Source organism: Mariluticola halotolerans (assembly GCF_021611515.1).
Classification (GTDB): domain Bacteria; phylum Pseudomonadota; class Alphaproteobacteria; order Rhizobiales; family Devosiaceae; genus Mariluticola; species Mariluticola halotolerans.
The window spans coordinates 221,015-247,131 of the sequence record NZ_CP090960.1 but is presented as its reverse complement, the minus strand read 5'-3'; the positions used below and the strand labels follow the sequence as shown (position 1 = coordinate 247,131).

The following is a 26,117-nucleotide window of genomic DNA, read 5'->3' as shown; positions in this document are numbered from 1 at the left end:
GACCGGCTCTACTCGATCCAGTCCCAGTCGCCCATCCGGTTCCGAAACCAGGTGCGTTGCCGTTTGGCATATTGATGCGTGCCGATAATCGCCCGCTCAATTGCAGCCTCACGGCTCATCTCACCCGCCTGCCAGGCCGCAATCTCACGCACGCCGATCGCTTTCATCACCGGCAGGCGCGCATCAAGGTTCTGCGCCATCAATCCAGCCACTTCTTCCACCGCACCCTGATCAACCATCGCGGCAAACCGCCGGGCAATCCGGTCGCGCAAGACGTCACGGTCCGGGTTCAACACCAGCCGCTCCACCTCAAAGCCGTCCAGCAACCCGGCTTGCGTCTCATCCTGCCATGCCGCCAGCGACTTGCCTGTGGCCTCCAGCACCGCCAGCGCCCGCACCAGCCGCTGCCGGTCCGGTTCCGGCAACCGGTCCACCATTGCGGGGTCCCGCGCCGCCAGCATGGCTCTGCGGCCCTCACGATCAAGCGCGCCAACCTCATGCTCAATCCGCTCAACCACGGCCTGCGGCACAGGCGGCACCACCGCCACCCCGTTTATCAAGGCATCGAAGTAAAGTCCGGTCCCACCAGTGAAAATCAGCGGGCGATCACCCAGCCCCGGATCAGCGATAACCTCGCTCACAGCCGCAAGCCACCCGCCGGTCGAAAACCGCGTCGCAGCCGGCACGAAGCCATAGAGTTTGTGCATTGCCTGCGCCAGTTCATCGGGTTGCGGCCGTGCCGTGACAATGCTCAGACTGTCATAAACCTGCATGGAATCCGCGTTGACCACGATCCCGTCCAGCGCACGTGCTTTCTCCAGCGCCAAAGCCGACTTGCCGCTGGCAGTCGGACCCGCTATCAACACTGCTCGCCTTGCAACACCCATTAGGCCGCACCAATGTCCGTTCTCTGCCTCATCACCAATCCTGCCGATCCTGCCCTCACCAAAACACTGGTCGATAAAGTCCACCGTGAAGTCGGCGGTGAACTGAACTGGCTGACCCAGGGCACTGCCTGCGAGATCATCAAGCCAAAGTCAACCGATCCGGCAGCCGACGCGCGCGAATTGCTGGCCGGCCAGCCCATCGACGCAGCTCTTGTGCCGCTGGCCAACCGCCGCAAAAAGCTCCTCATTGCCGATATGGATTCCACCATGATCAACGAGGAATGCATTGACGAACTGGCAGACGCCCTCGGCCTCAAGGACCAGGTTGCCGACATTACCGCCCGCGCCATGAATGGTGAACTGGATTTTGGCGAAGCGCTCGAGACCCGGGTCGCCCTGCTCAAGGGCCTCAGCCTGAAAGCAATGGAAGAAGTGCGCCGCGAGCGTATCACCCTCGCCCCCGGCGGCCGCGTCCTCGTCCACACCATGAAGGCCTATGGCGCTTATACCGCGCTCATTTCCGGCGGCTTCACCTATTTTGCAGATCATTTCGCCAAGCGCATCGGCTTTGATGAAGCCGTCGCCAATGTCCTTGAAACCGACGGCGACGTGCTCACCGGCACAGTCACCAAGCCGATTGTCGACAAGGCCACCAAACTGGTGCGCCTCGAAACCCTGCTGGCCGAAAAACAGATCCCCACAGCCCAATCGCTCGCCGTCGGCGATGGCGCCAATGATCTGCCCATGCTCCGGGGCGCAGGCCTTGGCGTCGCCCTGCACGCCAAGCCCGCTGTCGCCGAACAGGCGCGCGTCCGCATTGATCACGGCGATCTCACGGCCCTGCTCTATCTGCAAGGCTATGGCGACGAGGATTTCGTCAGATGATCATCGAAACGGCGCGTTTGCTGATGCGCCCTTTTATCGATGACGACGCAGAAGCACTGGCTGCAATCAACACCAATCCGGCCAGCACCCGTTATTTCCCCGCCCCGATGACACAGGCCGATTCAAACGCCGCCGTCAAGCGCTATCAACAAGGCATGGCGGATAATGGCTTCAGCTTTCTCGCAACTGAACTAAAGCCGGAACGCCAGCTGATCGGCATCGTTGGCATCTCCCGGCTGGAGGCGCCGGTCAGTGCCTGCATCCCCGGCAATCCGGAGGTCGAAATCGGCTGGCGCATCAGCCCCAAGGCCTGGGGCCACGATTACGCGCCGGAAGCGGCACAGGCCTGTCTCAAATATGGCTTTGAAACCCTCAACCTGCCGGAAATTGTCGCCATCACCTTTGAGGGCAACCTGCCTTCACGCCGGGTAATGGAAAAAATCGGCATGCGGCATGATCCTCAAGCCAGCTTCGATCATCCAAAAGTCCCGGCCGACAGTCCGGTCAAAACACACGTCACCTATCGCATGGCAAATCCGGCGCGTTAAAGCGCCGGTCGGCTATTGCAGACGGATCGCCACATAACGGCGGGAACCGGTCGGGTCAGCCACCTTGAACAGCACCGCCGGACGCCCCTCTTCCCGCGCTGTCCCCACAATCGCCGTCAGCGTCTCCACATCGCTCACCGCCCGCTGGTTCACTTCCTCGATCACCAGACCGCTCAAAAGCCCCTCGCGTTCCGCATGCGAGCCTTCAACCACATTGGTAATCAGCAGCCCCTCCACGTCGCCGGCAATCTCCAGCTCGCGCCGCTGCACCGCATCGAGCACTTCCACTTCCAGCCCCACCAGCGCTGCAAGCCCTGCCTTCTCTGTTACCTCCGCATCGGGATTACCCTGCAATTCCGGAGCTTCAAAATCAGATAGCAGCGTCGGCTCACTGGCTTCCAGCCGGCCAATCGTCACCTCAAGGTCCTGCTCTGTCCCATCGCGCAACACACGCACAATCACCTGCTTGCCCACTTCCGTTTCCGCCACAAAGCGCGGCAGGTCATGGGTCGTCACAATCGGTCGACCATCAAATACCAGAATAAGGTCGCCATCGCGCATCACGCCCACAGAAGGGCTTGCCTCGATCACCTCAACCACCAGTGCACCCTGCGTGTCCTCACGCCCCAGGGTAATGGCAATGTCTTCACTGACTTCCTGAATGCCCACACCCAGCCAGCCGCGCCGCGTCTCCCCAAACGCCACCAGCTGGTCCACAACCGGCTTGGCCAGATTGCCCGGCACCGCAAATCCAATGCCCAGCCCGCCGCCACTGCGCGAAATAATGGCCGTGTTCACCCCCACAACCTTGCCAAACATGTCAAATAGCGGTCCACCGGAATTACCCTGATTGATGGCAGCATCGGTCTGGATAAAATTGTCATAAGGTCCGCTATTGATATTGCGGTTCCGCGCCGAAACAATGCCGAGCGTCACCGACCCGCCAAGGCCAAACGGGTTGCCAATGGCCATAACCCAGTCGCCCACCTGCGCGGTGTCACTATCCCCGAATTCCACAAAAGGCAGCGGATAACCGGCATCGATCTTCAACACCGCCAGATCGGTCTTTTCATCCGCGCCAACAATTTTGGCCACATGCCGTTTCCCGTCCGGCAGAAACACCAGAATTTCGTCGGCTTCATCCACCACATGATTATTGGTGACGATCAACCCTTCAGCCGAAATCACAAACCCTGAACCAAGACTGCGCGCCTCGCGCATCATGTCTTCGCCCAGCCCCTGATTGGGGTTCAGGTCGTCAAAAAATTCTTCCAGCGGCGAGCCTTCGGGCACCTCGGGAAATGGCGCGCCATGCCCCACATGCCGCGACGTGCCGATATTGACCACCGCATCAGAGAGTTCGCGGGCCAGATGCGCCACAGAGGCCGGCCCCTGTTGCGCCAGCGCACCCGCCACCATGCCAAACGACAGCCCCCATGCCAGCAAAGCGGCACGCAGCAATCGTGCACATGAAACCAGACGGACCATGCAAACCCTCCCCGGGCAATTCAGACGACAGCCATCATGACGGGCTGCACCCTGATACAAATAGCCCGGCCACATGCCCCGGTTCAATCAGAACCTCACATGTGGCCGGGCTATTTTGTTTTATCCGCGGATCATCCACAAAGCGAAAAGACCCGCCGCCGCGCAAACCAGTGCCACGGCTCTTATCGTGGATGACGGCGTTTCGAGAAGCGCCGCCAATGCACGTTTCATATGGTCGGGGAACGCCGCATAGGCGATCCCCTCCAGCACAACCGCAAGCGCTAGGGCTGCGAAAAAGTCACTCACTGACCGCTAAGGCCAACAGGCGCCGCCGTGCCTGCCTGGACACCGAAATACTTGAAGAATTCGGAATCCGGTGACAGCAACATGGTGGTGCCCGCATCGCCAAGCGCGGTGCGATAGGACTGCATGGAACGGTAGAATTCGAAGAATTCAACGTCCTGCCCATAGGCTTCTGCAAACACCTTGTTCCGCTCGGCATCGCCTTCACCGCGCAGGATTTCAGAATCCTTTTGCGCCGAAGCAACGATTTCAACAGCCTGACGGTCAGCAATAGCCCGCAAGGTCTGCGCCTGTTCCTGGCCACGTGCCCGCAACAATGCAGCTTCAGCCAGACGTTCGGCCTTCATGCGGTCAAAGGTCTGGGCCGAAACCTGGTCGGTAAGATCCGTACGTAAAATCCGCACATCGATAACGCTGACGCCAATTTCCGCCAGGTCTTCCCGCACCAGATCACGCGCTTCACGCATCATCTCGGGCCGCTGCTCACTAAGCGCCGCGTTAAAGTCACGCAGGCCGTAAACATTACGCAAGGCTGATTCAAACCGGGTCGCAATCCGCTGGTCAGCCAGGGTAAGGCTACCCAGAACCGACTGGCGGAACTTGGTCGGGTTCGCAATACGATAGGTCAGGAAAGCATCCACATTGTAGAACTTGCCGCCTGAAACCTGCAGCGTGATATCTTCAAGGTCATAGCGCAGCAAACGATCTTCAATGATCTGCACATTGTCCACAATGGTTGTGGGCACTTTGAAATAAAGACCCGGCTCAGTATGCACCTGGGTGATTTCACCAAAGCGGGTGACGATAGCCTGTTCACGCTCGTTGACGATAAACACCGAGGAAAACAGCACATAAAGCGCCGCCAGAGCGACGACAACGACGATAACTAGTCTGTTCATTGACGTTCTCCCGAAGCCTGGCTGCTACGCGCCGCATTGCCACCAAGTTCGTTAAGCGGCAGATAAGGCACCACGCCCGAACCGCTCGCACCGTCCTCGATCAAAACCTTCTGCGATCCGCCAAGCACTTCTTCCATGGTCTCAAGGAACAAGCGTTTACGGGTCACTTCAGGGGCCTTGGCATATTCTTCATAAACAGAAACGAAGCGTGCAGCCTCACCTGTTGCTTCTTGCACGACGCGGTTTTTGTAAGCGGCAGCTTCTTCACGAACCTGCGCGGCTTCACCACGTGCGGCACCCAGCTTGGTATTGGCATATTGCCGGGCTTCTTCCTGGAAACGGTCTTCGTCCTGCTCGGCGCGCTGCACCTCGTCGAACGCATCAGCCACTTCAGCAGGCGGTGACACGTTTTCGATCGATATATTGCTCACGGCCACACCAGCGTCATAGCTGGAGAGGATTTCCTGGGTGATCGATTGAACTTCCACGGCGATACCCGCACGATCATCACGGAAAACATCCTGTGCCGGCCGGCGGCCAACCACTTCACGCATGGCGCTTTCAGCAGCCTTGCGCAGCATCTCGTCTGGTTCGCGCACATTGAACAGGTATTTCTCGGGGTCGGACACACGCCACAGAACCGAGAATGCCACATCAACAATGTTCTGGTCACCAGTCAGCATCAGACCTTCAGTGTCCTGAGACCGGCCAGAAAGCACCGAGGCAATACGGCTCTGGTTTTCAGTGATCGTCACCGTCTCGACCCGCTCGACGGGCCAGAGGTGGAAATGCAGGCCCGGCTGGCTCAGTTCCTGCTTCGGCTTGCCGAACAGCAGTTCCACACCAACTTCCTGCGGCGCAACCGTATAAACGGACTGCGACACCCAAAGCGCCGCCAGTGCCACAATACCACCGACAATCAACCAGCGGCTGCCACCGGGCATGCCACCTTGAAACTGGTCGCGGCCGCGATTGAGCAAATCTTCCAAATTGGGCGTATTACCGCCGCCGGTACGGCGTGGTCCGCCGCCCCCTCCAGGTGCCTGGCCCCAAGGCCCGCCACTGTTGTTGCGGCCACCCCCGCCATTATTGTTATCCCAGGGCATATGTTACCTTCCGGTGAAATCGATGTTACGTCGTATGCCTATATAGGCAAGCCGACCGGCTCGATCAATGCATCGGCCGTCAACGGCGTGTGTAAACGCATATTTTATAGGCAGCTGCGTCCTTTTCCGAGGGCAAAACTTCGAGCCTGTCCGACACCTGCCAGATCGCCGGATCAATTTCGGGAAAAAACACCTCACCCTTAGGCGAAAGCGCCACATGACTGATATAAAGACGGTCAGCTAACGGCATGGCCTGCCTGTATATTTCGCCCCCGCCAATCACCATCACTTCATCAGCACCATCGGCTTCGGCAATGGTGCGGGCGTGCGCAATCGCCGCAGTGAGATCATTGATCACAATCACGCCATCTGGCTGATATCCCGCCTGCCGCGTCACAACGATATTTGTCCGCCCCGGCAACGGCCTGCCAACACTTTCAAACTGTTTGCGCCCCATCACCATGGGCTTGCCCATGGTCGTGCGCTTGAAATGGGCAAAATCCGAGGGAATGCGCCAGGGAATGTCATTTCCCGCGCCAATCACCCCGTTCTCTGCCACCGCGGCAATCATGGCAATCGCAACGCTCATCGCGCCGCCAGCGCATCAAGCGCTGCTCCATCAACCCGGCACACCGTCCACTCGTCCTGCATTGCCGCTCCCAGCGATTTATAAAACGCAATGGCCGGCGCGTTCCAGTCCAGCACCCACCAGGCCAGCCGCGCCAACCCCTCATCGGCACAACGGCGCGCCAGACTGGCAATCAACGCCTTGCCAATCCGCTTGCCCCGAAACGCCGGGGTCACAAACAGGTCTTCCAGCCAGATGCCATGGGCACCGCGAAATGTCGAATAGGTATAATGCCAAAGCGCGAAACCGGCGGGCTCACCCTCCCATTCCGCAATTTCGCAATAAACACGGGGGCTTGGCCCAAACAAATCCCGCGCCAGATCAGCCTCGTTCGCCACAACTTCATGTAAAAGCTGCTCATATTCGGCCAGATCGCGGATAAAACCCAGCACCAGCCCTTCATCGCCATCAACGGCCCGGCGGATTGTCAAACTCATCGGTCTGCTCCCGCTTTATTCCGCAAATTCAAATACCTGCACCAATGCACAGACTCAAAACCTGCGCATTTATACGGCAATCGGCGCCTTGATGCCCGGCGCTGCAACATAGTCCACAATCTCGAAATCTTCATATTCGAAATCAAAGATCGAGGTCCGTTCTGTCTTGATCTTGAGGCGCGGCAACGCCCCCGGCGCCCGGCTCAATTGCAGCTTCGCCTGCTCAAAATGATTTTTGTACAAATGCGCATCACCCAGTGTGTGCACAAAATCACCCACTTCAAGCCCACATACCTCGGCCACCATATGCGTCATCAATGCGTAAGAGGCGATATTGAACGGCACCCCGAGAAAAATATCGGCCGAGCGCTGGTAAAGCTGACAACTCAACTTGCCGTCCGCCACATAAAACTGGAACAGGCAATGGCAGGGTGGCAGCGCCATATGCTCGATTTCCGCCGGGTTCCAGGCCGTCACGATATGCCGCCGCGATTCCGGACTGGTTTTGATCGAGGCAACCAGATTGGCGATCTGGTCAATCTGCTCGCCATTCGCTGTCGGCCAGGAACGCCATTGCGAGCCATAAACCGGCCCGAGATCGCCGTTTTCGTCGGCCCATTCATCCCAGATGGAAACACCGCGCTCCTGCAGCCAGCGCACATTGGTTTCCCCGCGCAAAAACCACAAAAGCTCATAAAAGATCGACCTGATATGCAGCTTCTTGGTCGTCAGCAGCGGAAACCCCGCGCCCAGATCATACCGCATCTGATAGCCGAATACGGAACGCGTACCGGTACCAGTCCGGTCGCCCCGGTCGGTGCCATGGTCCATCACATGCTGCAACAGGTCGAGATATTGTTTCATGGGCGTCAGTCTAGACGATTCTGCCCCGCCAAGTCGCCACTTCCGTGTCCCCCAACGCAAGATTTGAACAACCCGCCCAACAGATCACCTTGCGGGACACAGCCCCGCTGCGTCATACTGTTATCCATAGGCATTGGTGATCGAAACCTGTCCCGGCAGGAGTGTCCGTCATGACCGATAATGCAATCAAGCTGACAAACAGGGTCCGCCCCGCCACCCGGCGGCCGCGCCTGCACAAGGTTATTCTGCTCAACGACGATTACACCCCGCGCGAATTCGTCGTCACGGTGCTCAAATCCGTGTTCCGCATCAATGCCGATCAGGCCCAGCGCATCATGGTCACCGCCCATCAAAAAGGCACATGTGTCGTGGCTGTCTATACCAGTGAAATCGCCGAAACCCGCGCCAATGCGGCAACGGATGCCGGCCGTCAGGCCGGCTATCCGCTCACCTTCACCACTGAGCCCGATCAATAAAGCCTTTCCAGAACAAGCGAACACCACTTATTCGGTTCAGAAAGACGACAAATCAGGCAATTAGAGCCCAGCTCTTGATCTATCAAAAGCTGAGCCTAAAGCCCTACTCTGGACGCGGCTTTTTCTTCGGCTTTTTCTTTTTCATTGCGGTCGCAGCGCCGGATTTACGGCCCTTGAAACCCGCCTTTTCAAAGTTCGGCTTGCCGCCGGTCTTTTTGCCCGCATAGGGCTGGCGGCTGCCGCCACCATCATTGGAAAAGCTCGGCACGCCATCCAGCGCCTTCACCGTGATATTCTTTTCCAGCGTCTTGTTGGGGCCAATCGCGGCCTTGAACCGGTCATCACAGCGCGCATCGAGTTCCACAAAGGTCTCGTCCTGCTGCATCTTGATCGCGCCAATGTCACGCTTGGACAATTGCCCCGCGCCACACAGCATCGGCAGCAGCCAGCGCGGCTCCGCATTCTGCTTGCGCCCCACCGAGATCGAATACCAAACGCTTTTCTCAAAGCCCTCGCGGCGCTCTTTCTTCTCGCCACGCGGCGCACCCCTGTCGGGGCCAGCGGGCACATCCATCAGTTCTTCAGGTGCCGAACGTCCCGCGCGATAGCGCCGCACAAAGGCCGCCGCAATCTGCTCCGGCCCGTGCTTTTCCAGCAATTCAGCCAGAAACGCCCGTTCCTCATCCGCAATCGGCGTGTTGAGATCCGGGTCGGAGAGCAAGCGCTCGTCATCCCGCTTCAGCACGTCATCAATCGAGGGCGGCTTGTCCCAAACAGCGGTAATCTTGGCCGCACCCAACAGGCGCTCGGCCCGCTTGCGCCCGTTCTGCGGCACAATCAAAACACTCACGCCCTTGCGCCCGGCCCGGCCCGTGCGGCCACTGCGGTGCAACAGGGTTTCCGGATTGGTCGGCAAATCGGCATGCACCACCAGTTCCAGCCCCGGCAAGTCAATGCCGCGTGCCGCAACATCGGTGGCGATACACACCCGTGCCCGCCCGTCGCGCATGGCTTGCAGCGCATGGGTGCGCTCGCTCTGGCTCAATTCGCCCGACAGCGCCACAACAGAAAAGCCGCGATTGTTGAACCGCGCCGTCATGTGATTGACGGTTGCCCGTGTCGCACAAAAAACCAGCGCATTCTGCGCTTCATAAAAGCGCAATACGTTGATAATGGCGTTCTCGCGGTCAGCCGTCGGCACCGGCAGTGCCTTGTATTCAATATCCAGATGCTGCTTTTGTTCAGATCCGGTCGCCACCCGCACAGCATTGCGCTGATAGCTTTTCGCCAGATTGGCAATCGACTTCGGCACGGTAGCGGAAAACAACAGCGTCCGCCGCTCTTCAGGCGCAGATTCCAGAATGAATTCCAGATCTTCCCGAAAGCCCAGATCAAGCATTTCGTCAGCTTCATCCAGCACCACAGCGCGCAAGCCAGACATATCCAGCGACCGGCGCGTGATATGGTCACGCAAACGGCCCGGCGTGCCCACAACAATATGCGCGCCACGCTCCAGCGCCCGCCGCTCGGTGCGCATGTCCATGCCGCCAACACACGAGGCCACAAAGGCACCGGTCAGCGCATAAAGCCACTCAAGCTCTTTTTTCACCTGCAAGGCTAGTTCGCGCGTCGGCGCGATCACCAGCGCCAAAGGCGAATCCGGACGGGTGAAGCGGTCATCCGCATCCAGCAGCGTCGGGGCCATCGCCATGCCGAATGCCACGGTCTTGCCCGAGCCGGTCTGCGCGGAAACCAGCGCATCCGCATCGCGCAACTCGGGGGCCAGCATGGCCTTTTGTACCGGGGTCAGGTCAGTGTAACCGCGATTGGTCAACGCCTGGCTAAGTGCCGGCACGACGCCTTCAAACTCTGTCATATTTGTCTTTCGGAATGCGGGGGCCTGTCGCGCCCGGCAGCGGATCGTCTAAATTCACCTGCAGCGCCACGATCAAACGCGCTAAAGGAAGCTCAAGACGCCGTTCTTACTGTGCGTCGGACCGATTGTACAGTACGCAGACGCACACCAGCAATGCGCCCACTGCCGACACCCGCCGCATCCACACAACCGATCCCTTAAAAGACACCAGCTCACTGGCGCATTCAGGTGCAGCCTTGGCCGCAAAAGGCCCGCAACTTGTTCTCCAGAAATCGCCGCTCCGCCGCCGAGCCTGAAAGCGCGATTGCCCGCTCAAATGCCGCCCCTGCCGCCGTCATGTCCCCCAACCGCACCAGCAGGTCCGCCCGCACCGCATGATAGGGCTGATAGCTCTCAAGCGCCGCCCCAACCCTCTCGAGGCGTTTCAACGCCATCTCGGCAGATACCGCATAGGACAAGGCGACAACCCGGTTCAGTTCAAACACAGGATTGGGCTCAACAGCAATCAAACTGTCATAGATCAGCGCAATCTCGGTCCAGTCAGTCTCTGCAAAGCTGGGCGCATCCGCATGGATCATGGCGATCACTGCCTGCAATTGATAAAGCCCGGCTCGCCCCCGGCGCAACGCGCCCTGCAATATCTCCCGCGCCTCGCCAATCATCTCCCGGTCCCACTGCGTCCGGTCCTGCCCCTCCAGCGTCACCAGCTCTCCCGCCAGCCCCAGCCGCGTGTTGCTGCGCGCATGGTGCAACAACATCAGGGCCAGCAATCCCTCAACCTCCGGCTCGCCGGGGCACAACTGGTGCACCAGCCGGCCCAAACGTATGGCTTCGTCGCAAAGCTCCCCACGCACCAGTTCGCCTGACGAGGCAGCATAGCCCTCGTTGAAAACCAGATAGATCACCGCCAGCACACTTTGCAGCCGCTCCCCCCATCCGTCAGCCTCAGGCACCTCATAGGCAATCCCGGCCTTGGCAATCTTGTGCCGGGCCCGCACCAGTCTTTGCGCCATCGCCTCCGGGCTCATCACAAAGGCACGGGCTATTTCCTCCGTCTTCAGCCCGCATACCGAGCGCAAGGTCAGCGCCACCGAAATCCGGGGCGCCAGCGCCGGGTGACAACAGGTAAAAATCAGCTTCAACCGCTCATCGGCAATCGGGTCGGCATCGATTACCGGTTCAAAATCACGGTCGAGTTCAATCAAGGCTGTCAGTTCAGCGGATTTGGACCGGAAATTGGCGCTGCGCCGAATGCGGTCAATCGCCTTGCGCCGGGCCGTTTGCAAAAGCCACCCCACCGGCGAGCGCGGCAGGCCGGAACGGTCCCAATGCACAAGGGCAGCCTCCAGGGCGTCCTGAAGGCTGTCCTCGGCAAGCTGAAAGTCGCGAATATCCGCAACAAGGCGTGACAACATCCGCCCGCCATCACGGCGAACCAGTGCATCAATTTCTGGCCCCACAGATGTTGTCACAGACCTCTTGTCACTCCAAATCGCTGTAATCCGACACGGGACGCACCTCGACTGCCCCATAAGTGGCAGACGGGATCATCGCAGCATACCGCAAGGCCTCATCAAGATTGGCGCATTCGAAAATATAGAAACCCCCAAGCTGTTCCTTGCTTTCAGCAAACGGGCCATCCATCGTTTCCACCTTGCCATTGCGCACCCGCAGCGTCGTCGCGGTAGAATCGTCTTCCAGCCCTTCTCCTGCAACCAGCACGCCATCTTTTTCAAAGCGTTCGCTCGCAGCGGCATAGGCTTCCATAAAAGGCCCAAACTCTTCGGATTCGGGTGTCGGTGAATCCTCGGGAGCACCATAGATCAAGGCCATATACTTCATTTTAAATCTCCTGGATGAAACGCCTCACACGAGGCAACACTTCAAGACGAACGGTAAACCGCCTAATCGACACGTTAGTTTGAAAAAATCAAAAATTGTTGAAACAACAGGAAGATAACAGCCGACAGCATCACCAATTGGGTCCCCACGCCCCCTGCAATACGCAGCGGCGCAGACGTTTGGGTGGCGCTAAGGCCAATCGCATGCAGCAGGCGCGACACAATCAGCACAATTCCCATCGCATGCAGATAAACACCCGCCATGCCGCCCAGTTCACTCAGCAACAAAAGCAATAGCGCCAGTGGCACATTCTCCACAAAATTCCCGTGTCGCCGCACCAGCACTGGCAACATGTCGTCATCCCCATAAAGTATTGAGATATTCAGCTTTCCGCGCCGGGCGCTCACCATATTGGTGAGAACAATTGCCCCGATCGTCAGCAAGCACGCATAAAGCGCGGTAATATGAGCCGTCATGTCGTTTCCTCTTGAATATCTTGGTGATGCAAGAGGACGAACGGGCAAGCTGCCGATCGACACATGATGACGCAATTTTTCGTCATTTTTATAAATTGCCGGCAGCGCGCCTTTGCAATCGCCGCGTGAACCCCTATATTGGGCGTGCTGGCAACAGCTATGGCAATAAATGGCTATCGTAATAAACCATTCGGACCCGGGGGCGGTACCCGGCGCCTCCACCAAAACCTTCCTTTGCGGGAAGTTTGTTATGGGGGCGAAATAGGATCGACGAGGGTGTAAAGGGTAAGTTTTTGCTCGGCATGGTACCACCGCATCGGACCATTTTTATAGTTGCAAATGATAACAACTATGCTGAGGCACGTCTGGCTGCGTAAGCGGTTCGATAGTCTCGAATTAAAGCCCTAACCTCCTCGCAGGGGTTAGGCGGGGTTCGCAGGCACCTGGCAACAGAAGCCTGCACTTAATCTCAAGAAACCGTATCGAAAAGCCTTGAACTCTATGGCGCTTTTGGCGTCTATTGCGGGAACTTGATCAGGATTCGAGCAGCTAGGAAGGGCCCAAATGGCCGAAGACCACATTCGTTATGACATTCTTGCGCAAGAAGCGCTACGCGGCGTAGTGCGCAAAGTGTTGACCGAAGTGGCCAAGACCGGCCTGCCTGGCGAACACCACTTTTTCATTTCCTTTGTCACCCGCGCCCCCGGCGTGCGCCTGAGCGAGCGTCTGCTTGCCCAGTATGAAAAGGAAATGACCATCGTTCTGCAGAACCAGTTCTGGGACCTCAAGGTCACCGATACCGGTTTCACCGTCGGCCTCTCGTTTGACGGCCATTCAGAACTGCTCGACATTCCCTTCTCCGCCATCAAGGGCTTTTTCGATCCCTCCGTGCAGTTCGGTCTGCAATTTGACGTTGGTGGCGAAGGCGTCGAAGAAGGCGAAGAAGACGACAGCGAAATCGGCAGCGACAATGACGCTGAAACCGATGCACCTGCCGCCGAAGCCGATGGCGAAGAAGACGCCAAGGATAACGGCGAAAAAGTCGTCAGCCTCGACAGTTTCCGCAAAAAGACCTGATCCCAGCCCTGCCGGTGCAAAAACGCTCCCTGACCATTGCTGGCCACCGCACCTCCATCGCGCTTGAACCGGAATTCTGGGCAGGGCTTGAGGCGCTGGCCGAAACCCGCAATCTCAGCCTTGCCGAACTGATCGCCAGCATCGACGAAACCCGCGAAACCGACAACCTGTCATCCGCCCTCCGCGTCGCCGTGCTGCAGCATTATCAGGCCCTCGGCAACCGCTAAGGCTGCACCGGGCAAGTCACCCCCTGTCGCGCTTCAGAAACGATTGCCACCGCTTTCAAAGCTGGGGATGGGCAACGCAAACGGATCGTTCGTTGGCGTATCATTCTCGAACAGGTCAATCGGCGCGTCGACGGTTTCACCATTATCCGGCGCCACCAGCGGGTCCTGCGATTCCCCCAGTTCATCCATCAGTTCGCGAAACGCCTTTTGCCGGTTTTCCTGCCGCAATGCTTCAGCCTCCGCTTCCGCCTTCGCCGCCGCTTCCAGTGCCTGTTGGCGCGCCTGCTCTTCCATGAGCCGCGCGCGCGCTTCTGCCGCTTCCCGCGCCCGCTTTTCCTGCTCGGCCCGCAGCGCCTCCAGCCGGTCCACTTCCAGTTCATAGGCCTGCACCTTGATCGCATCGATCATCGGCCCCAGATCCAGCTGATATTCAGGCGCCAGCAATGTGCCCGACAAAAGGGCGGTAACCTGCGCACTGTTCGAAGCCCCGGCAGCTGTCGGTGTCAGCGTCCAGCTGCCTTCAAGCCCCAGATCACTCAGATCGACACTGCCCCCGCCAAACAGCCGCGCCACATCGCCTTCCGCCGCCAGATTGGCAAGGCGCACAATGCCCCCGGCCACCGAAAACACACCGCCCACCCGGGATGACCTGAACGCCCCCTCGGCCAGTGCTTCCCGCACGATTTGCGTCAGTGCCGCCGGTTCCAGTTCCAGAATATTCTCGGTCGAGGCGACAGTTTCAAACGCGCCGGGGTCAAATCCGGCAATGGCAAAATCAGCAAGGCTGAAACTGCCCTCCCCGGCCATATTGGCCAGCATGGCCGCATAACTGTCGCCGGTCGCTGAAAAGGTCAGCCCGCCATCCAGCTTGCCGCCCAGCGCCGCGCCCACCTTCGCCGGCATCACCGCATCCACGTCCACCCCGTTCAGCGTCAACCTGCCGGTCATCTGTCGGTCAGAGACAGCGCTCGAACAGCACAACCCCACATCAAGCCCCAGCGTGCCGCCGCCCGTTTCGGCCTTCAACCCGCGCACGCGCACATTGGTCTCGTCCCATGTCAGGTCAAACCCGGCATTGGTGGCCACATCCCGTCCGTCAAGGCGCACAAACGGCGTCTCCACCCGCACCCGCCCCCGCGATTGACGGCCACTATCGACAAAGGCAAACGGCCCATCCGGCCAGAACGCCCCCAAAGAGACCAGCGACGCCGGTCCCCCGGCCAGCCCCGCCAGCATACCCACCTCCAGAGCGCTCGCCCTGAGATTGCCGGTATAAAGCATGTTCCCGGCCTCAAGGCTCCGGCTCAGATCACCGCTGAGCAATATCCCGTCGGCCTCGGCATTGAGATTGGTCAGCGCCAGCGTCTGCCCGCCGGAAAAGCTGATATCCGCCGTCCCCGCCGCCGCGCCATAGCCGATCGCCTCTGCCCCCAGCGCCTGCGCCAGCGGTGCCATGTCCGACACGGCAAATTCCAGCTTGCCCTTGCCGCGCAGCCGCGTCAGGTCATTGACCACCGCATTGCCCGCAAAACGCAGTTCATCGCCACTGCCCTCAATTCTCAGGTCCATTTCCAGACTGTTCGAGGGCGTGCCATCCGCCACCAGCGTCACAATGATCGGCTCAGCCTCGGGCACCAGCGCCACAGGCCCCAGCCCCAACTGGTCGGCAAAGGCCAGCACCTGCCCCGATTCCAGCGTCACAGAAGCCCGCACCGGCGTTGTCGCCATGCGGAATATCCCGTCACTGAACTGGAAATTGGCATCGACATCGGTCACCCCAACGCGCCCGCGCAATTCCAGCTCCTGGCCATTGGATTCGCCCGGCCCCGAAAGCGCAAACGACACTTCCGCCGGCACCAGCGCCTCAGCTATGCCGCGCATCGCCGCCGGGGCTTGCAGCGCATCCAGCACCGTCACCAGCGCCGCCCTGTCCGCATTCGCCGTCAGGCTCAATTGTCCCTTGGCCGCAAGCGCCGGGGCCACCAGCCCACCCTCAAGCCGGCCCGAAATATCAAACCGCGCCCCGCCCATATCCGCCACCGCCAGCCGGTCAAACACCAGCGCATCCCCGGCCCAGCTTCCGTTGGCCGCCAGCGTCGTCGCCTCAAGCCCGAACAGCGTCATCGTCTCCGCCGCGATATCAAAATCCCCTTCAGGGAAAGACGCCATCACGGCCCGGTCCGCCGCAATATCCGGCAACAGTGCCCGCAGCGCCGTGCTTTGCGCGGTATCAAACGCCCCCATTTGCGCCGAAACGTCCAACCGCTTTTCCGCGCCCGCCTGCACCGTCACCGCAACCGCGCTCGTCACCCCGTCAAACACAAACTGCCCGTCTGTCAGCGCCAGTTCATCGCCGCTCAGCGTCACCCGTCCGGCCAGCGAGCCGGGAATGTTGAACAGCGGATTATCGGTCGCCGCCTTGCGCCACTGCAGCGCCAGCGTGTCCAGCCGCGCACTATCCAGCGTCACCGCCCCCTCAAAACCCGGTCGTCCTTCATCGGCACGCAAGGTCCCCACCAGCGACAACTGGGTGCTGCCCGGCAGCCGCCCGGTCATGCTGGCAATGGTCCAGCGTGTCCCGTCACTGCGCGCATCAATTCTGAGATCGCGCAGCGCCACCGCCCGCAAGTCCAGTTCCGACACATCGATATTGATCCGGCCCGCCATGCCGGGAATAATCGGCGCCGGCAATTCGGTCATCAGCCGCACAAGTTCATAAGGCCCGGCAGCCTCATCCCCCAGCGCATCGCGCGGATTAAGCGCCACCACACCGCCCGAAATCACCGCATCAAACCGGCTCTCAGCGCCCAGTTCCACCGTCGCCGATCCGGTCAATCGCGTCGCCGGGCGGTTTTCGTCAGGCACAATAAGATAATCCGACAACAGGATTTGCGCCGGATTGGCCGCAACCTTGGAGGTCAAAACCAGATCACCGCGCACCTCATTGGCATTCGCAGCCCTTGGCGGGCCCTGCCGATAAACCGCGTTCCCGGTAAAATTCAGCCGCTCACTGGTCTCCAGCAACCCGTCAATCCCGAACGAGGACGTGCTCCCCACCCGCCGTGCAAACGCGGCCACCTGCAGCGCCCCCTCGGCATTCATCGTCGAGGTATTGATCCGCCCGTCATAGCGCCCGCCGGCATATTCACCCGCGCCCTGCAAGGAGAACGGTCCCCGCAGGCCCGCAATCTGCAATGTGCCGGCAAAATCGGTCACCGCCAGTGTCGTGTCCACCCGCTGGTCTGTCAGCCGCAGCACACCGCCTTCAATGGCCGCATCCGCCACCGAAACATTCGAGGCGTTTACCGTCTGGGGCAAATGCACAGGCGTTGCAAAGCGCCCGTCGGCATCCACAACCAGATTGATTTCAGGGCCGGAAAGCAAAAGGCTGGTGATCGCATAACGGTCCCGCATGAAATCCATCAGCGAGAATTGCGCATCAACCGAGGCGATTTTCACAGCCGGTTGCGCCGCGCTGCCCACAAGCACATCTTCAAGCCGCAGCTTCGGCTGGGGCAACAGCGTCACCCGGATGTCACCGCCAATATGCACTTCCGTGCCCAGTGCGTCGCGCGCAAGCATTTCCATGCGCCCGCGATATTGCGTCCAGTCCACAAAAAACGGGGCCACAAACGCTGAAACGATTGCAATAATGGCAAGTACGCCAACAACGATAAAAAGGCGATTGAGCACGTCAGACAGTCCATTTGGGCCGGAAAGCGACTAGAAGCATCCCGGCACAGTGCGTCACCCGGGAACGCGACATCCCCAAAGGGGGAATTTCACGGCGTAACCCCATGAAGTCAAGGGAATGCGGCACAACTTTGCCCCAACCGACAGCTTTAGGCGCTAGCCGGCCCATTCCGGGGTTCAAACCCCGCCATCACCGTCACGCATAATGGTTGGAAACCACAGCATCGGCAATTTCGCGCGAATCGATCACGCCGCACACATCATCAGGCCGCGGCACACCGCCATCAGGGTTATCGACCACAATCGCGAGACTCCGCCCGCGCTGGTTCATCCGGGTAATCACCGTGTTCAAAATACCCGCCTTTGGCATGATCACAAAATCATCGGCCACAATATCGCCAAGGGTTTCATGGGCATACCGGTCAGGCGCATAGCCCGGCTGCAACCGCGCAAACCCGGCAATGCGGCCATCATCCGACACGATAATGTGCCGCGCCTCAGCGCCCACCATCTGGTCCAGCGCCGCACGGATCGGTGTTTCAACCGGCAACACCAGAAAGGCGGGGCTCATAAAGTCCGCCACCTGCCGCACAAGATACATATTGGTATGCCGGATCGTGGGGATCGGCCGCCCGCGATTGCGCAGCTTGATCGTATAGATATTCTCCACAATCAACGCCCGGCGAATACCCGTCGCCACGGCCACCGCCAGCACCAGCGGCACAATGACATTGTAATCCCGCGTCATCTCGAAAATCATCACAATCGCGGTCATCGAGGCGCCGGTGGCGCCGCCCACCATCGCGCCCATGCCCACAACGGCAAATTCCACCAGCGAAAAGCCCGCCAGCGGAATGAGCATATTGCCCAGCGCAGCCAGCGCCGCGCCCATGGTCGCGCCAATAAACAATGAAGGCGAGAACACCCCGCCCGAAGCGCCTGAACCAAGGCTCACCGATGTCGCAATGATCTTGCCCACCATCAGCCCGGCCAAAAGCGCGAAAGTCCCAATCCCGCCATTGAGCACGCTCTGCACCGTCGCATAGCCAACACCCGCCGTGTGCATCTGCCCCACAGTGAGAAAAAACGCATAGGCCATGATGCCCACAATCAGCATGCCAATGGCATTTTGCACATAGGCATTGCCCGGCAGCGTGGGGAAAAAATCCTCGCACCAGGCCAGCGCCCGGATAAAGCCCCAGGCCACAACACCCGCCAAGACACCCAGCAGCGCAAACGCCCCCAGATCCAGCAGGTTGAACATCGCCCGGTCCGGCAGGTCCGAGAACACCACCAGAAAAGCCGGGTCCAGCCCGAACATGAACCGGCCGATAGAGGTTGCCGTGGCCGTGGCAATCACCACCGGCAAAAACGTCCGGTTGCTCACCTCGGGCAACAGCAGTTCCACGGCAAACATCACCCCGCCCAGCGGCGTGTTGAATGTGGCGGCAATCCCCGCCCCCGCACCCGCCGACAACAGCGTAATGCGTTGCCAGCGCGCCAGGTTGATCCAGCGCGCCAGGGTCGAACCGAACGACGCCCCGATCTGGATAATCGGTCCCTCGCGCCCCACCGAGGCACCACTGCCAATGGAGATGGCCGAGGCAATGGATTTCACCACCGCCACAACCCCGCGCACATTGCCGTTATTGTGATAGATCGCATACATGACCTCAGGCACCCCGTGCCCCTTGGCCTCTGGCGCAAAAGTCCGCACCAGCCAAACCACAATCGCCCCGCCGATAACCGGCGCAAAGATGATCAGCGGCCCCCAGGGCGATGCCGGATCATGCAGGTTCGCGTCATATTCCAGCGAGAATGTGCCCAGAAAAAACAGGTTGTGCACGACATTGATCATGTAGCGGAACACCGCCGCCCCAAGCGCTGCCACCACGCCAATCGCCACAGCCAGCAGGCAAAGCATGAAAATACCAAGCGTACGAGCCTCGTCGTTGGCTTGCGCTTGCGGGCTGGCGGCAGTCTGTGTGTCGGTCATGACTTCAAATAACAAAAAGGACGGGGCTTTGTGTCTGCACCCGTCGCCGGCCGAGGTCAAGGATAGTGGCAAAATTTCGCCAGAAACCCAAAATTTCGCCAGAAACCATTGCCTCTTGCCACCATCAGACAGAAAAATGGCCGGGCATCGAGGCCCGGCCAATCGCAATCATCAGGTACTTAAATTTCAGAATAGTGTCCGGTTACATCTGCCCCAGCGAGAAGAAATAGGTCTCGCCCGAACTGTCATCCACACCATCATTGTCAGTCACGGCAAAACCTTCGCCCGCCGCATCAATGGTGAAACCTTCCACCTTGTCGACAATATAGCCATTGCCTTTGGCCAGGTCAGTCATGAAATCATGCACTTCCTCCTTGGCGACAACCGGCAGTTCGCCGCCCAGTTCGCCCGGCACCATTTCGCTCATCGCAACCCGATAAAGCTTTTTGATCTTTGCCGCCTGGGCAATCTGGTTATCGCGCTCAACGATATAGATGTAATCGCCATGTGCGGTGATTTCCGAAAGGCCAACCCAGCCCTTTTCACCCTTGTCGAGCGGGTAGTGCACGGCACCCCATTCGCCCGATGCCGGTTTGTAGGAAACCAGTTTCACCATGCCCTTCTCGTCATCGCGCCATTCGCGCTGGATGACGATCCACAACACCATGTCGTCGCCGGTGCCAACAGATGTCACGCCTTCCATGCCGAAGCGGATTTCAGACCCCATCAGCGCGTCAGGCAGACCGACTTCCCGTTTGATCTCGCCCTTGGCATTCACATTGTAAAGCGCATGCGGCGTCACGCGGTCCGTGCGGCCTTCCGAGGCCAGCCAGAACCCGCCCTTGCCATCAAGCGCAATGCCTTCAAGGTCGATTTTCTGCCCTGCAACACCACCACGGGTCACAACAGTCTGGCTTGTGATCATCGCCGGCTTTTGCGTCGCATCAATCGTATAGATCGAGGGCTGCATTCCCAAAAAGCTGTCAGAAACCGCATAGAGCATGCCCGGCTTTGTCGCATCAGCCACAAGGCCCGAAAGCGCAACCCAGCCAATCGGCGTGCCATCTTCATTCATGTCCGACATGATCTGGGGATACTGGGCTTCGCCATCTGCCAGTTCATAAATCATCACATGCGAACCATTGAGCCCGTCACCGCGCAAATCGGCTTCATTGGCCGAAACCAGAAGGTTGCGTGAGGGAATGGCCACAGCACCTTCAGGGGCCACGCCCGATGGCAATGTCTGCACATATTCAGGCTCACCGCCCGTGTCCTTGTAAACAGCGATCAGCGAAGAACGCTCTTCAAGCACAAAGATATAGGTCGTATCGCCAAACGTGGCCACTTCCAGCCCTTCAGGCTCGACGCCCTTGGCGTCGGAGCGCTTGTCGGGATAATGCCCCAGCCGCGCCGCCATATGGTCCAGCGCATTGCCGGAATCAAACAGCAGCGTGCCGTCCTTGTTAAAAATCGAGAAGCCGCGCGAACCGCCATTATAATCGCCTTCATTGGCAATCACGAACCGCTCGTCATCCAGCCATTTCACCGCATCCGGTTCGCGCAAACGGCCCGGCTGCGCATCGGTGAATTTCAACTCGCCATTATCCAGCGCATCGATCTGCTCAAGATCAACAGAGCCGGCGGGGAAATGGGTCACCACCTCGCCCGATGCCCCATCGATAATCACCAGATGGTTGTTTTCCTGCATGGTCAGCACAATCTGGCCAGCCGCATTGAAATCAACAAATTCCGGCTCGGGGTCATCACCACCGATTTCGGCCAGCCCGGTCACATCGACAACCTTCATCGTCGCGCAATCAACGGCACCATCCGCCACATCAAAAATCACAACCTGCCCGGCGGGCAGCTGCGGCAGCGCGCCGTCATTCAGGTCTTCGTCGCGCTCGTTTTCAATCGCAACAGCAATCATCGCCCCGTCTTTGGACTTGGCAATGGAATCGGGCTGCCCGCCAACATCACAGCTTGCCTCAACACTCTGGCTGGCAATATCCACCACGGCCAGATGGCCCGATGGCTGCGTATAGCTCTCGGAGGTATTGACGCCCACAAACGCCTTGGCACCAATAATTGTGACAGAAGTCGGCTCGCCATCCAGCGCCAGAAAGCCCTTGGGCTGCGGCTTGTGCGCATCCGCAATGTCCACAAACCCAATCCCGCCAGCCGGGCTGTCGGAATAAATCAGCATCATGCCGTCGTCAGTCGCCGAGATGATTTCCGAGGATGTTTCCTCAGCGTCCGGGCTGTTCAGCGCCACTTCAAAGCTGGCGATACGATTGAAAACCATCGCTGCTTGCGCTGGCAACGCCGTGCCAAGCAACAAGCCGCAAACAGAAGCGGCGAGAATGGAGTGATTGCGCATTGTTTAGTCCCCGGACATTTTCAAATGCCAGTTACCTATGTGGCCCGCACAACAATCAGATGACGCTAACATGACAGATTGTGACAATCCGCCTGCAATGCATTGCCGCGTCTAGCCCCCCTTCAAGGCCGCCGCAAACTTCTTGCGGTATTTCAAATCGGTCTCGGTCGCAATCAGCCCTTCGGCGACCGCATCAAGCCCCGCGTCATCTGTCGCCGCGCGCAAATGCCTGATCGCCACAATAATGTCGAACCGCACCAGCGACCCGTTCTTCTCGGCCGCCGCCGCTGCAAACCGCTTGTTATAGGTATCGATCAAAAGCGCCCGCGCTTTTGGTCCAGCAAGGCCGATCCGCCAGGACGATTGCAGCACATGCCGTGCCGTGACAAATTTTTCGTCACGCGTCACCGCGATGATTTTCTCGAAATCACCTAACAAAACGCCGATCGGAACGCTGACAGCAAGCCGCGACAACATCTGCCCGGCAATTGAACGGGCGTGATTATCCGCGTCTGTCAAAAAAGGCAGAAGGGCTGGCCACGCCTCAGCCCCCCAATCCACCTTTTCAGCCGTCGCAGCCAGCAACCGGTCATAGGCCAGCCCTTTGCGCGCACGGTCACCGTTTGCGAGTGCCGCGATCTCAAGGGCAATGGCTTCGGGTATTTGTGTCAAATCCGCCCCCTGCCCGTTCAGTGCATTTGCGCAATCTGGATCAGGTTGCCGCATTCATCGTCCAGCACCGCTGTCGTCACTGGCCCCATTGGCACCGGCGGTTGCGTAAAGCTCACGCCAAGCCCCTGCAGACGCGCGTATTCCTTATGGATATCGTCCACCCCAAACTGGGTTGCCGGAATGCCATCCCGCTTCAGCGCCGCCTTGAATTTCTTCGCCGCCGGGTGCTCATCCGGCTCCAGCAACAATTGCACACCGTCCTCTGCGCCGGGCGACACAATTGTCAGCCAGCGATGCGCGCCCATCGGCACATCCAGTTTCGGCAGGAAACCGAGTTTTCCAGTATAAAATTGCAACGCCTTTTCCTGGTCATCGACCAGAACGCTCGTAATCACGATTTTCATCTTCCTGTCCCTTTTCCGCCCGCAAGTGCCGGTCCAGCCACATGCGCATACCGGCGCGCATGGGGCTCCGATCGATAAAATGATGCTTGCTGCGCCACTGCCATTCGCACCGGACAAGCCCCGCCTTCTCCAGCACGCCCAAATGTTTCGACAGCCCCTGCCGCGTCAGCGACACACCATGATACATCACAAGGCGATTGTGGATTTCGAACAGCGTTTGTCCGTCACGCTCGTCAAGCTCATCAAGAATTTGGCGCCGCACACTATCCGCCAGCGCCCGGAATAAATCATCGAGTTCCATACCCATCCATTATCACCACAAAAGCTATAGTGCAACAATAAGGTTGCATGATGTTTTCCTGTCCCCCGCATGGACGTTATTCACTTGTGCCCCTATATTGCCAAAACAAGAACAAAAAGAGATTCTTTATCCCAAAGATGACCACAGAACCCCAGCGCGCCCCCGGCCCCATCACCTCGCAATTCGGCCAGCGGGTGCCCGATTACCTGTCCGGCCTCAACGAGGAACAGCGCGACGCCGTGTTGTCCATCGATGGCCCGCTGCTGGTTCTGGCGGGTGCCGGCACCGGCAAAACCCGCGTGCTCACCACCCGGATTGCCCACATTCTCGCCTCCCACAAAGCACGTGGGCATGAGGTGCTTTCGGTAACCTTCACCAACAAGGCCGCCCGCGAAATGAAAGAGCGGATCGCCAAATTGGTTGGCCGGGCCTTCGAGGGCATGCCTTGGCTTGGCACTTTCCACTCCATCGGCGCGCGCATCCTGCGCCAACACGCAGCGTTAGTCGGTCTCAAATCCGATTTCACCATTCTTGACACCGATGACCAAATCCGTCTGATCAAGCAATTATTTGCCGCCGAAAACATTAATGAGAAACGCTGGTCCGCTCGCCAGTTCGCCAACATGATGGATGGTTGGAAAAACCGGGCCCAGTTTCCATCCAATATTGATCTCGTCGAGGCTGGCACCTTCGCCGACGGCAAGGCGCAAAAAATCTACGCCGATTATCAGGCCCGCCTGAAAACCCTCAACGCCGCCGATTTTGGCGATCTCCTGCTCGAGGGCATTCGCCTGTTCCGCGAAAATCCCGACGTGCTGGCCGAGTACCACCGCCGCTTCAAATACATGCTGGTCGACGAATATCAGGATTCCAACACCGCCCAATATATCTGGCTGCGCCTCCTCGCCTCCGGCTCTGATCCGGCAAAAGCCAATATCTGCGTTGTGGGCGACGACGACCAGTCCATCTATGGCTGGCGCGGTGCCGAGGTGGATAACATCCTACGCTTCGAAAAGGACTTTCCCGGCGCCAAGGTCATCAAGCTGGAGCGCAATTACCGCTCGACCTCCAACATCCTCGCCGCCGCCTCCCACCTGATCGCCCATAACGAAGGCCGGCTCGGCAAGACCTTGCAAACCGATGTCGGCGAGGATGGCGAAAAAGTAGCTGTCATCTCTGTCTGGGATAGCGAGGAAGAAGCCCGTCAGATCGGCGAGACCATCGAACAGCTGCAGCGCAACAATCACGCCCTCAACGACATGGCCATTCTGGTCCGCGCCTCGTTCCAGATGCGCGAGTTTGAAGAACGCTTTATTACCCTCGGGCTGAATTACCGCGTCATCGGCGGCCCGCGCTTTTACGAGCGCCGCGAAATCCGCGATGCCCTCGCCTATCTGCGCCTCACCGCCCAGCATGCCGATGACCTCGCCTTCGAGCGCATCATCAACGTGCCCAAGCGCGGCCTCGGTGACACCACAATCAAGGTCTTGCACGATGTCGCCCGCGCGCAGGAAATCCCGATGATGCAGGCCACCCGCATGCTCATTGAAACCGAAGAGCTCAAACCCAAGCAACGCACAACCCTGCGCGCCCTCGTCGCCCAGTTCGACGACTGGGCCGACCGGTCCCGCACCATTTCCCATCACGAGCTGGCCGAACAAATTCTCGATGAATCCGGCTACACCGCCATGTGGCAGAACGACAAATCCGCCGATGCGCCGGGGCGCTTGGAAAACCTCAAGGAACTGGTCCGCTCCATGGAGGAATTCCAAAATCTCGCCGGTTTCCTCGAACACATTTCCCTCGTCATGGATCGCGACAGCGGCGACGCCGAAGATGCCATCTCGATCATGACCCTGCATTCTGCCAAAGGTCTGGAATTCGACACCGTCTTTCTCCCCGGCTGGGAGGAAGGCCTTTTCCCCCACCAGCGCTCTTTGGATGAAAGCGGCAAGGTGGGCCTCGAGGAAGAGCGGCGCTTGGCTTACGTCGGCATTACCCGCGCCAAAAAGCGCGCCAAAATCTCGATGGCCCAGAACCGGCGCATTCATGGCCTCTGGCAATCATGCATTCCCTCGCGCTTTCTCGATGAACTCCCCGCCGGCGTGGTCGAGGCCACCGATACCGGCTCCGCCTATGGCGGCTATAATTACGGCGGCCGCAACACCGCCTCGCGCTTCGACAATGCCGACCCGTTCGAAGCCGTCTACGAAACCCCCGGCTGGAAACGCGCCCGCGCCCAACAGGCCTCCCGCCGCGACCCCGGCCCCAAAACCATCGAAGGCGACCTCGTCGCCCGCTCCATAGACACCGGCTCCGCCTACACCTACGGCGACCGCGTCTTCCACCTGAAATTCGGCCCCGGCAAAGTCTCCAGCGTCGAGGGCAACAAACTCACCATCGAATTCGACAAGGCCGGCCGGAAAAAGGTGCTGGATAGTTTCGTAAAGCGAGGCTAGGCACTCAAGGCTGAATGCCGGCATGGGCCCTCGGGTCAAGCCCGAGGGAAAAGGTGGGGGTGGCGCGGCCCGAAGGGACAGCCTCACCGCTTCTTCACCACACGCACAATGTCATTCCCGCGCAGGCGGGAATCCAGTGCGGGCAGTCCTGCCCGCGCAAAACCTCTGCGCCATGGACATGGCGCGCTGGATT

The 26,117-nt window shown here is 59.2% G+C and carries 24 protein-coding genes and 1 other RNA gene; 7 read left to right on the top strand and 18 right to left on the bottom strand.

Annotated features, from left to right (window positions below):
• Window positions 1-8: 8 nt before the first annotated feature.
• Window positions 9-887, bottom strand: a complete 879-nt coding sequence (gene miaA / locus L1P08_RS01235; protein ID WP_303618200.1) for a tRNA (adenosine(37)-N6)-dimethylallyltransferase MiaA — start codon at window positions 885-887, stop codon at window positions 9-11.
• Between the two features lie 12 nt (window positions 888-899).
• On the opposite strand from miaA, the gene serB reads away from it, so the two are divergent.
• Both serB and L1P08_RS01225 read left to right on the top strand, forming a co-directional pair.
• Complete coding sequence (serB, locus tag L1P08_RS01230) at window positions 900-1,772, top strand: phosphoserine phosphatase SerB (protein WP_303618199.1); 873 nt, start codon at window positions 900-902, stop codon at window positions 1,770-1,772.
• Entirely contained in the window at window positions 1,769-2,320 is a 552-nt protein-coding gene (locus L1P08_RS01225) for a GNAT family N-acetyltransferase (protein WP_303618198.1), read from the top strand. The genes serB and L1P08_RS01225 overlap by 4 nt, the downstream gene beginning before the upstream one ends.
• A gap of 12 nt (window positions 2,321-2,332) precedes the next feature.
• Here L1P08_RS01225 and L1P08_RS01220 read toward each other — a convergent pair whose 3' ends face one another.
• The 7 genes from L1P08_RS01220 to L1P08_RS01190 form a co-directional block, all read right to left on the bottom strand.
• Window positions 2,333-3,808, bottom strand: coding sequence for a Do family serine endopeptidase (locus tag L1P08_RS01220; protein ID WP_303618197.1), 1,476 nt, complete (start codon window positions 3,806-3,808; stop codon window positions 2,333-2,335).
• 120 nt (window positions 3,809-3,928) lie between these two features.
• Complete coding sequence (locus L1P08_RS01215) at window positions 3,929-4,114, bottom strand: DUF2065 domain-containing protein (RefSeq protein ID WP_303618196.1); 186 nt, start codon at window positions 4,112-4,114, stop codon at window positions 3,929-3,931.
• On the bottom strand, window positions 4,111-5,010 hold the full coding sequence (hflC, locus tag L1P08_RS01210) for a protease modulator HflC (RefSeq protein WP_303618195.1): 900 nt from the start codon (window positions 5,008-5,010) through the stop codon (window positions 4,111-4,113). The genes L1P08_RS01215 and hflC overlap by 4 nt, the downstream gene beginning before the upstream one ends.
• A complete protein-coding gene (hflK, locus tag L1P08_RS01205) occupies window positions 5,007-6,116 on the bottom strand; it encodes an FtsH protease activity modulator HflK (protein ID WP_303618194.1) in 1,110 nt (369 codons plus the stop codon). The genes hflC and hflK overlap by 4 nt, the downstream gene beginning before the upstream one ends.
• Window positions 6,117-6,195: 79 nt before the next feature.
• Window positions 6,196-6,705, bottom strand: a complete 510-nt coding sequence (locus tag L1P08_RS01200) for a dihydrofolate reductase (RefSeq protein ID WP_303618193.1) — start codon at window positions 6,703-6,705, stop codon at window positions 6,196-6,198.
• On the bottom strand, window positions 6,702-7,181 hold the full coding sequence (locus L1P08_RS01195) for a GNAT family N-acetyltransferase (RefSeq protein ID WP_303618192.1): 480 nt from the start codon (window positions 7,179-7,181) through the stop codon (window positions 6,702-6,704). The genes L1P08_RS01200 and L1P08_RS01195 overlap by 4 nt, the downstream gene beginning before the upstream one ends.
• A 69-nt stretch (window positions 7,182-7,250) precedes the next feature.
• Window positions 7,251-8,045: a thymidylate synthase gene (locus tag L1P08_RS01190; protein ID WP_303618191.1), complete on the bottom strand. Its 795-nt coding sequence runs from the start codon at window positions 8,043-8,045 to the stop codon at window positions 7,251-7,253.
• Window positions 8,046-8,215: 170 nt separating this feature from the next.
• On the opposite strand from L1P08_RS01190, the gene clpS reads away from it, so the two are divergent.
• On the top strand, window positions 8,216-8,521 hold the full coding sequence (gene clpS / locus L1P08_RS01185) for an ATP-dependent Clp protease adapter ClpS (protein WP_303618190.1): 306 nt from the start codon (window positions 8,216-8,218) through the stop codon (window positions 8,519-8,521).
• A gap of 103 nt (window positions 8,522-8,624) precedes the next feature.
• On the opposite strand, the gene L1P08_RS01180 is transcribed toward clpS, so the two are convergent.
• The 4 genes from L1P08_RS01180 to L1P08_RS01165 all read right to left on the bottom strand — a co-directional run bounded on the left by L1P08_RS01180 (window position 8,625) and on the right by L1P08_RS01165 (window position 12,790).
• Window positions 8,625-10,397: a DEAD/DEAH box helicase gene (locus L1P08_RS01180; protein WP_303618189.1), complete on the bottom strand. Its 1,773-nt coding sequence runs from the start codon at window positions 10,395-10,397 to the stop codon at window positions 8,625-8,627.
• Window positions 10,398-10,621: 224 nt separating this feature from the next.
• On the bottom strand, window positions 10,622-11,869 hold the full coding sequence (locus L1P08_RS01175) for an RNA polymerase sigma factor (protein WP_303618188.1): 1,248 nt from the start codon (window positions 11,867-11,869) through the stop codon (window positions 10,622-10,624).
• Window positions 11,870-11,879: 10 nt separating this feature from the next.
• Complete coding sequence (locus L1P08_RS01170; RefSeq protein ID WP_303618187.1) at window positions 11,880-12,239, bottom strand: YciI family protein; 360 nt, start codon at window positions 12,237-12,239, stop codon at window positions 11,880-11,882.
• 74 nt (window positions 12,240-12,313) lie between these two features.
• Window positions 12,314-12,790 (bottom strand): MAPEG family protein, encoded by a 477-nt coding sequence (locus L1P08_RS01165; RefSeq protein ID WP_303618186.1) that lies wholly within the window; start codon window positions 12,788-12,790, stop codon window positions 12,314-12,316.
• Window positions 12,791-12,822: 32 nt separating this feature from the next.
• Here L1P08_RS01165 and ssrA point away from each other — a divergent pair.
• The 3 genes from ssrA (at window position 12,823) to L1P08_RS01150 (ending at window position 14,019) form a co-directional block, all read left to right on the top strand.
• Window positions 12,823-13,179, top strand: a transfer-messenger RNA (tmRNA) gene (gene ssrA / locus L1P08_RS01160).
• 100 nt (window positions 13,180-13,279) lie between these two features.
• The gene (locus L1P08_RS01155) at window positions 13,280-13,792 is read left to right on the top strand and encodes an SspB family protein (protein ID WP_303618185.1); all 513 of its coding nucleotides are present in this window, start codon (window positions 13,280-13,282) and stop codon (window positions 13,790-13,792) included.
• A 14-nt stretch (window positions 13,793-13,806) separates the two neighbouring features.
• On the top strand, window positions 13,807-14,019 hold the full coding sequence (locus L1P08_RS01150) for a ribbon-helix-helix domain-containing protein (protein ID WP_303618184.1): 213 nt from the start codon (window positions 13,807-13,809) through the stop codon (window positions 14,017-14,019).
• Window positions 14,020-14,052: 33 nt separating this feature from the next.
• Here L1P08_RS01150 and L1P08_RS01145 read toward each other — a convergent pair whose 3' ends face one another.
• The 6 genes from L1P08_RS01145 to L1P08_RS01120 form a co-directional block, all read right to left on the bottom strand.
• Complete coding sequence (locus tag L1P08_RS01145) at window positions 14,053-17,712, bottom strand: AsmA family protein (protein ID WP_303618183.1); 3,660 nt, start codon at window positions 17,710-17,712, stop codon at window positions 14,053-14,055.
• Between the two features lie 196 nt (window positions 17,713-17,908).
• Entirely contained in the window at window positions 17,909-19,708 is a 1,800-nt protein-coding gene (locus L1P08_RS01140) for a chloride channel protein (RefSeq protein WP_303618182.1), read from the bottom strand.
• A 202-nt stretch (window positions 19,709-19,910) separates the two neighbouring features.
• Complete coding sequence (locus tag L1P08_RS01135) at window positions 19,911-22,088, bottom strand: esterase-like activity of phytase family protein (RefSeq protein ID WP_438268425.1); 2,178 nt, start codon at window positions 22,086-22,088, stop codon at window positions 19,911-19,913.
• A gap of 111 nt (window positions 22,089-22,199) precedes the next feature.
• Window positions 22,200-22,760: a hypothetical protein gene (locus tag L1P08_RS01130; RefSeq protein WP_303618181.1), complete on the bottom strand. Its 561-nt coding sequence runs from the start codon at window positions 22,758-22,760 to the stop codon at window positions 22,200-22,202.
• A gap of 17 nt (window positions 22,761-22,777) precedes the next feature.
• Window positions 22,778-23,164, bottom strand: coding sequence for a VOC family protein (locus L1P08_RS01125; RefSeq protein WP_303618180.1), 387 nt, complete (start codon window positions 23,162-23,164; stop codon window positions 22,778-22,780).
• Window positions 23,130-23,471, bottom strand: a complete 342-nt coding sequence (locus tag L1P08_RS01120; RefSeq protein WP_303618179.1) for a winged helix-turn-helix domain-containing protein — start codon at window positions 23,469-23,471, stop codon at window positions 23,130-23,132. The genes L1P08_RS01125 and L1P08_RS01120 overlap by 35 nt, the downstream gene beginning before the upstream one ends.
• A 131-nt stretch (window positions 23,472-23,602) precedes the next feature.
• Between L1P08_RS01120 and L1P08_RS01115 the strand changes: the two genes are divergently transcribed.
• Entirely contained in the window at window positions 23,603-25,924 is a 2,322-nt protein-coding gene (locus L1P08_RS01115; RefSeq protein WP_303618178.1) for an ATP-dependent helicase, read from the top strand.
• Window positions 25,925-26,117 lie beyond the last annotated feature (193 nt).

Coding starts and splice junctions, on each gene's coding strand:
- L1P08_RS01120 (WP_303618179.1), bottom strand. CDS start 23,471: ATGGGTATGGAACTCGATGATTTATTCCGGGCGCTGGCGGATAGTGTG.
- hflK (WP_303618194.1), bottom strand. CDS start 6,116: ATGCCCTGGGATAACAATAATGGCGGGGGTGGCCGCAACAACAGTGGC.
- L1P08_RS01125 (WP_303618180.1), bottom strand. CDS start 23,164: ATGAAAATCGTGATTACGAGCGTTCTGGTCGATGACCAGGAAAAGGCG.
- L1P08_RS01190 (WP_303618191.1), bottom strand. CDS start 8,045: ATGAAACAATATCTCGACCTGTTGCAGCATGTGATGGACCATGGCACC.
- L1P08_RS01140 (WP_303618182.1), bottom strand. CDS start 19,708: ATGACCGACACACAGACTGCCGCCAGCCCGCAAGCGCAAGCCAACGAC.
- miaA (WP_303618200.1), bottom strand. CDS start 887: ATGGGTGTTGCAAGGCGAGCAGTGTTGATAGCGGGTCCGACTGCCAGC.
- hflC (WP_303618195.1), bottom strand. CDS start 5,010: ATGAACAGACTAGTTATCGTCGTTGTCGTCGCTCTGGCGGCGCTTTAT.
- L1P08_RS01155 (WP_303618185.1), top strand. CDS start 13,280: ATGGCCGAAGACCACATTCGTTATGACATTCTTGCGCAAGAAGCGCTA.
- L1P08_RS01225 (WP_303618198.1), top strand. CDS start 1,769: ATGATCATCGAAACGGCGCGTTTGCTGATGCGCCCTTTTATCGATGAC.
- L1P08_RS01220 (WP_303618197.1), bottom strand. CDS start 3,808: ATGGTCCGTCTGGTTTCATGTGCACGATTGCTGCGTGCCGCTTTGCTG.
- L1P08_RS01195 (WP_303618192.1), bottom strand. CDS start 7,181: ATGAGTTTGACAATCCGCCGGGCCGTTGATGGCGATGAAGGGCTGGTG.
- clpS (WP_303618190.1), top strand. CDS start 8,216: ATGACCGATAATGCAATCAAGCTGACAAACAGGGTCCGCCCCGCCACC.
- serB (WP_303618199.1), top strand. CDS start 900: ATGTCCGTTCTCTGCCTCATCACCAATCCTGCCGATCCTGCCCTCACC.
- L1P08_RS01180 (WP_303618189.1), bottom strand. CDS start 10,397: ATGACAGAGTTTGAAGGCGTCGTGCCGGCACTTAGCCAGGCGTTGACC.
- L1P08_RS01200 (WP_303618193.1), bottom strand. CDS start 6,705: ATGAGCGTTGCGATTGCCATGATTGCCGCGGTGGCAGAGAACGGGGTG.
- L1P08_RS01115 (WP_303618178.1), top strand. CDS start 23,603: ATGACCACAGAACCCCAGCGCGCCCCCGGCCCCATCACCTCGCAATTC.
- L1P08_RS01135 (WP_438268425.1), bottom strand. CDS start 22,088: ATGCGCAATCACTCCATTCTCGCCGCTTCTGTTTGCGGCTTGTTGCTT.
- L1P08_RS01170 (WP_303618187.1), bottom strand. CDS start 12,239: ATGAAGTATATGGCCTTGATCTATGGTGCTCCCGAGGATTCACCGACA.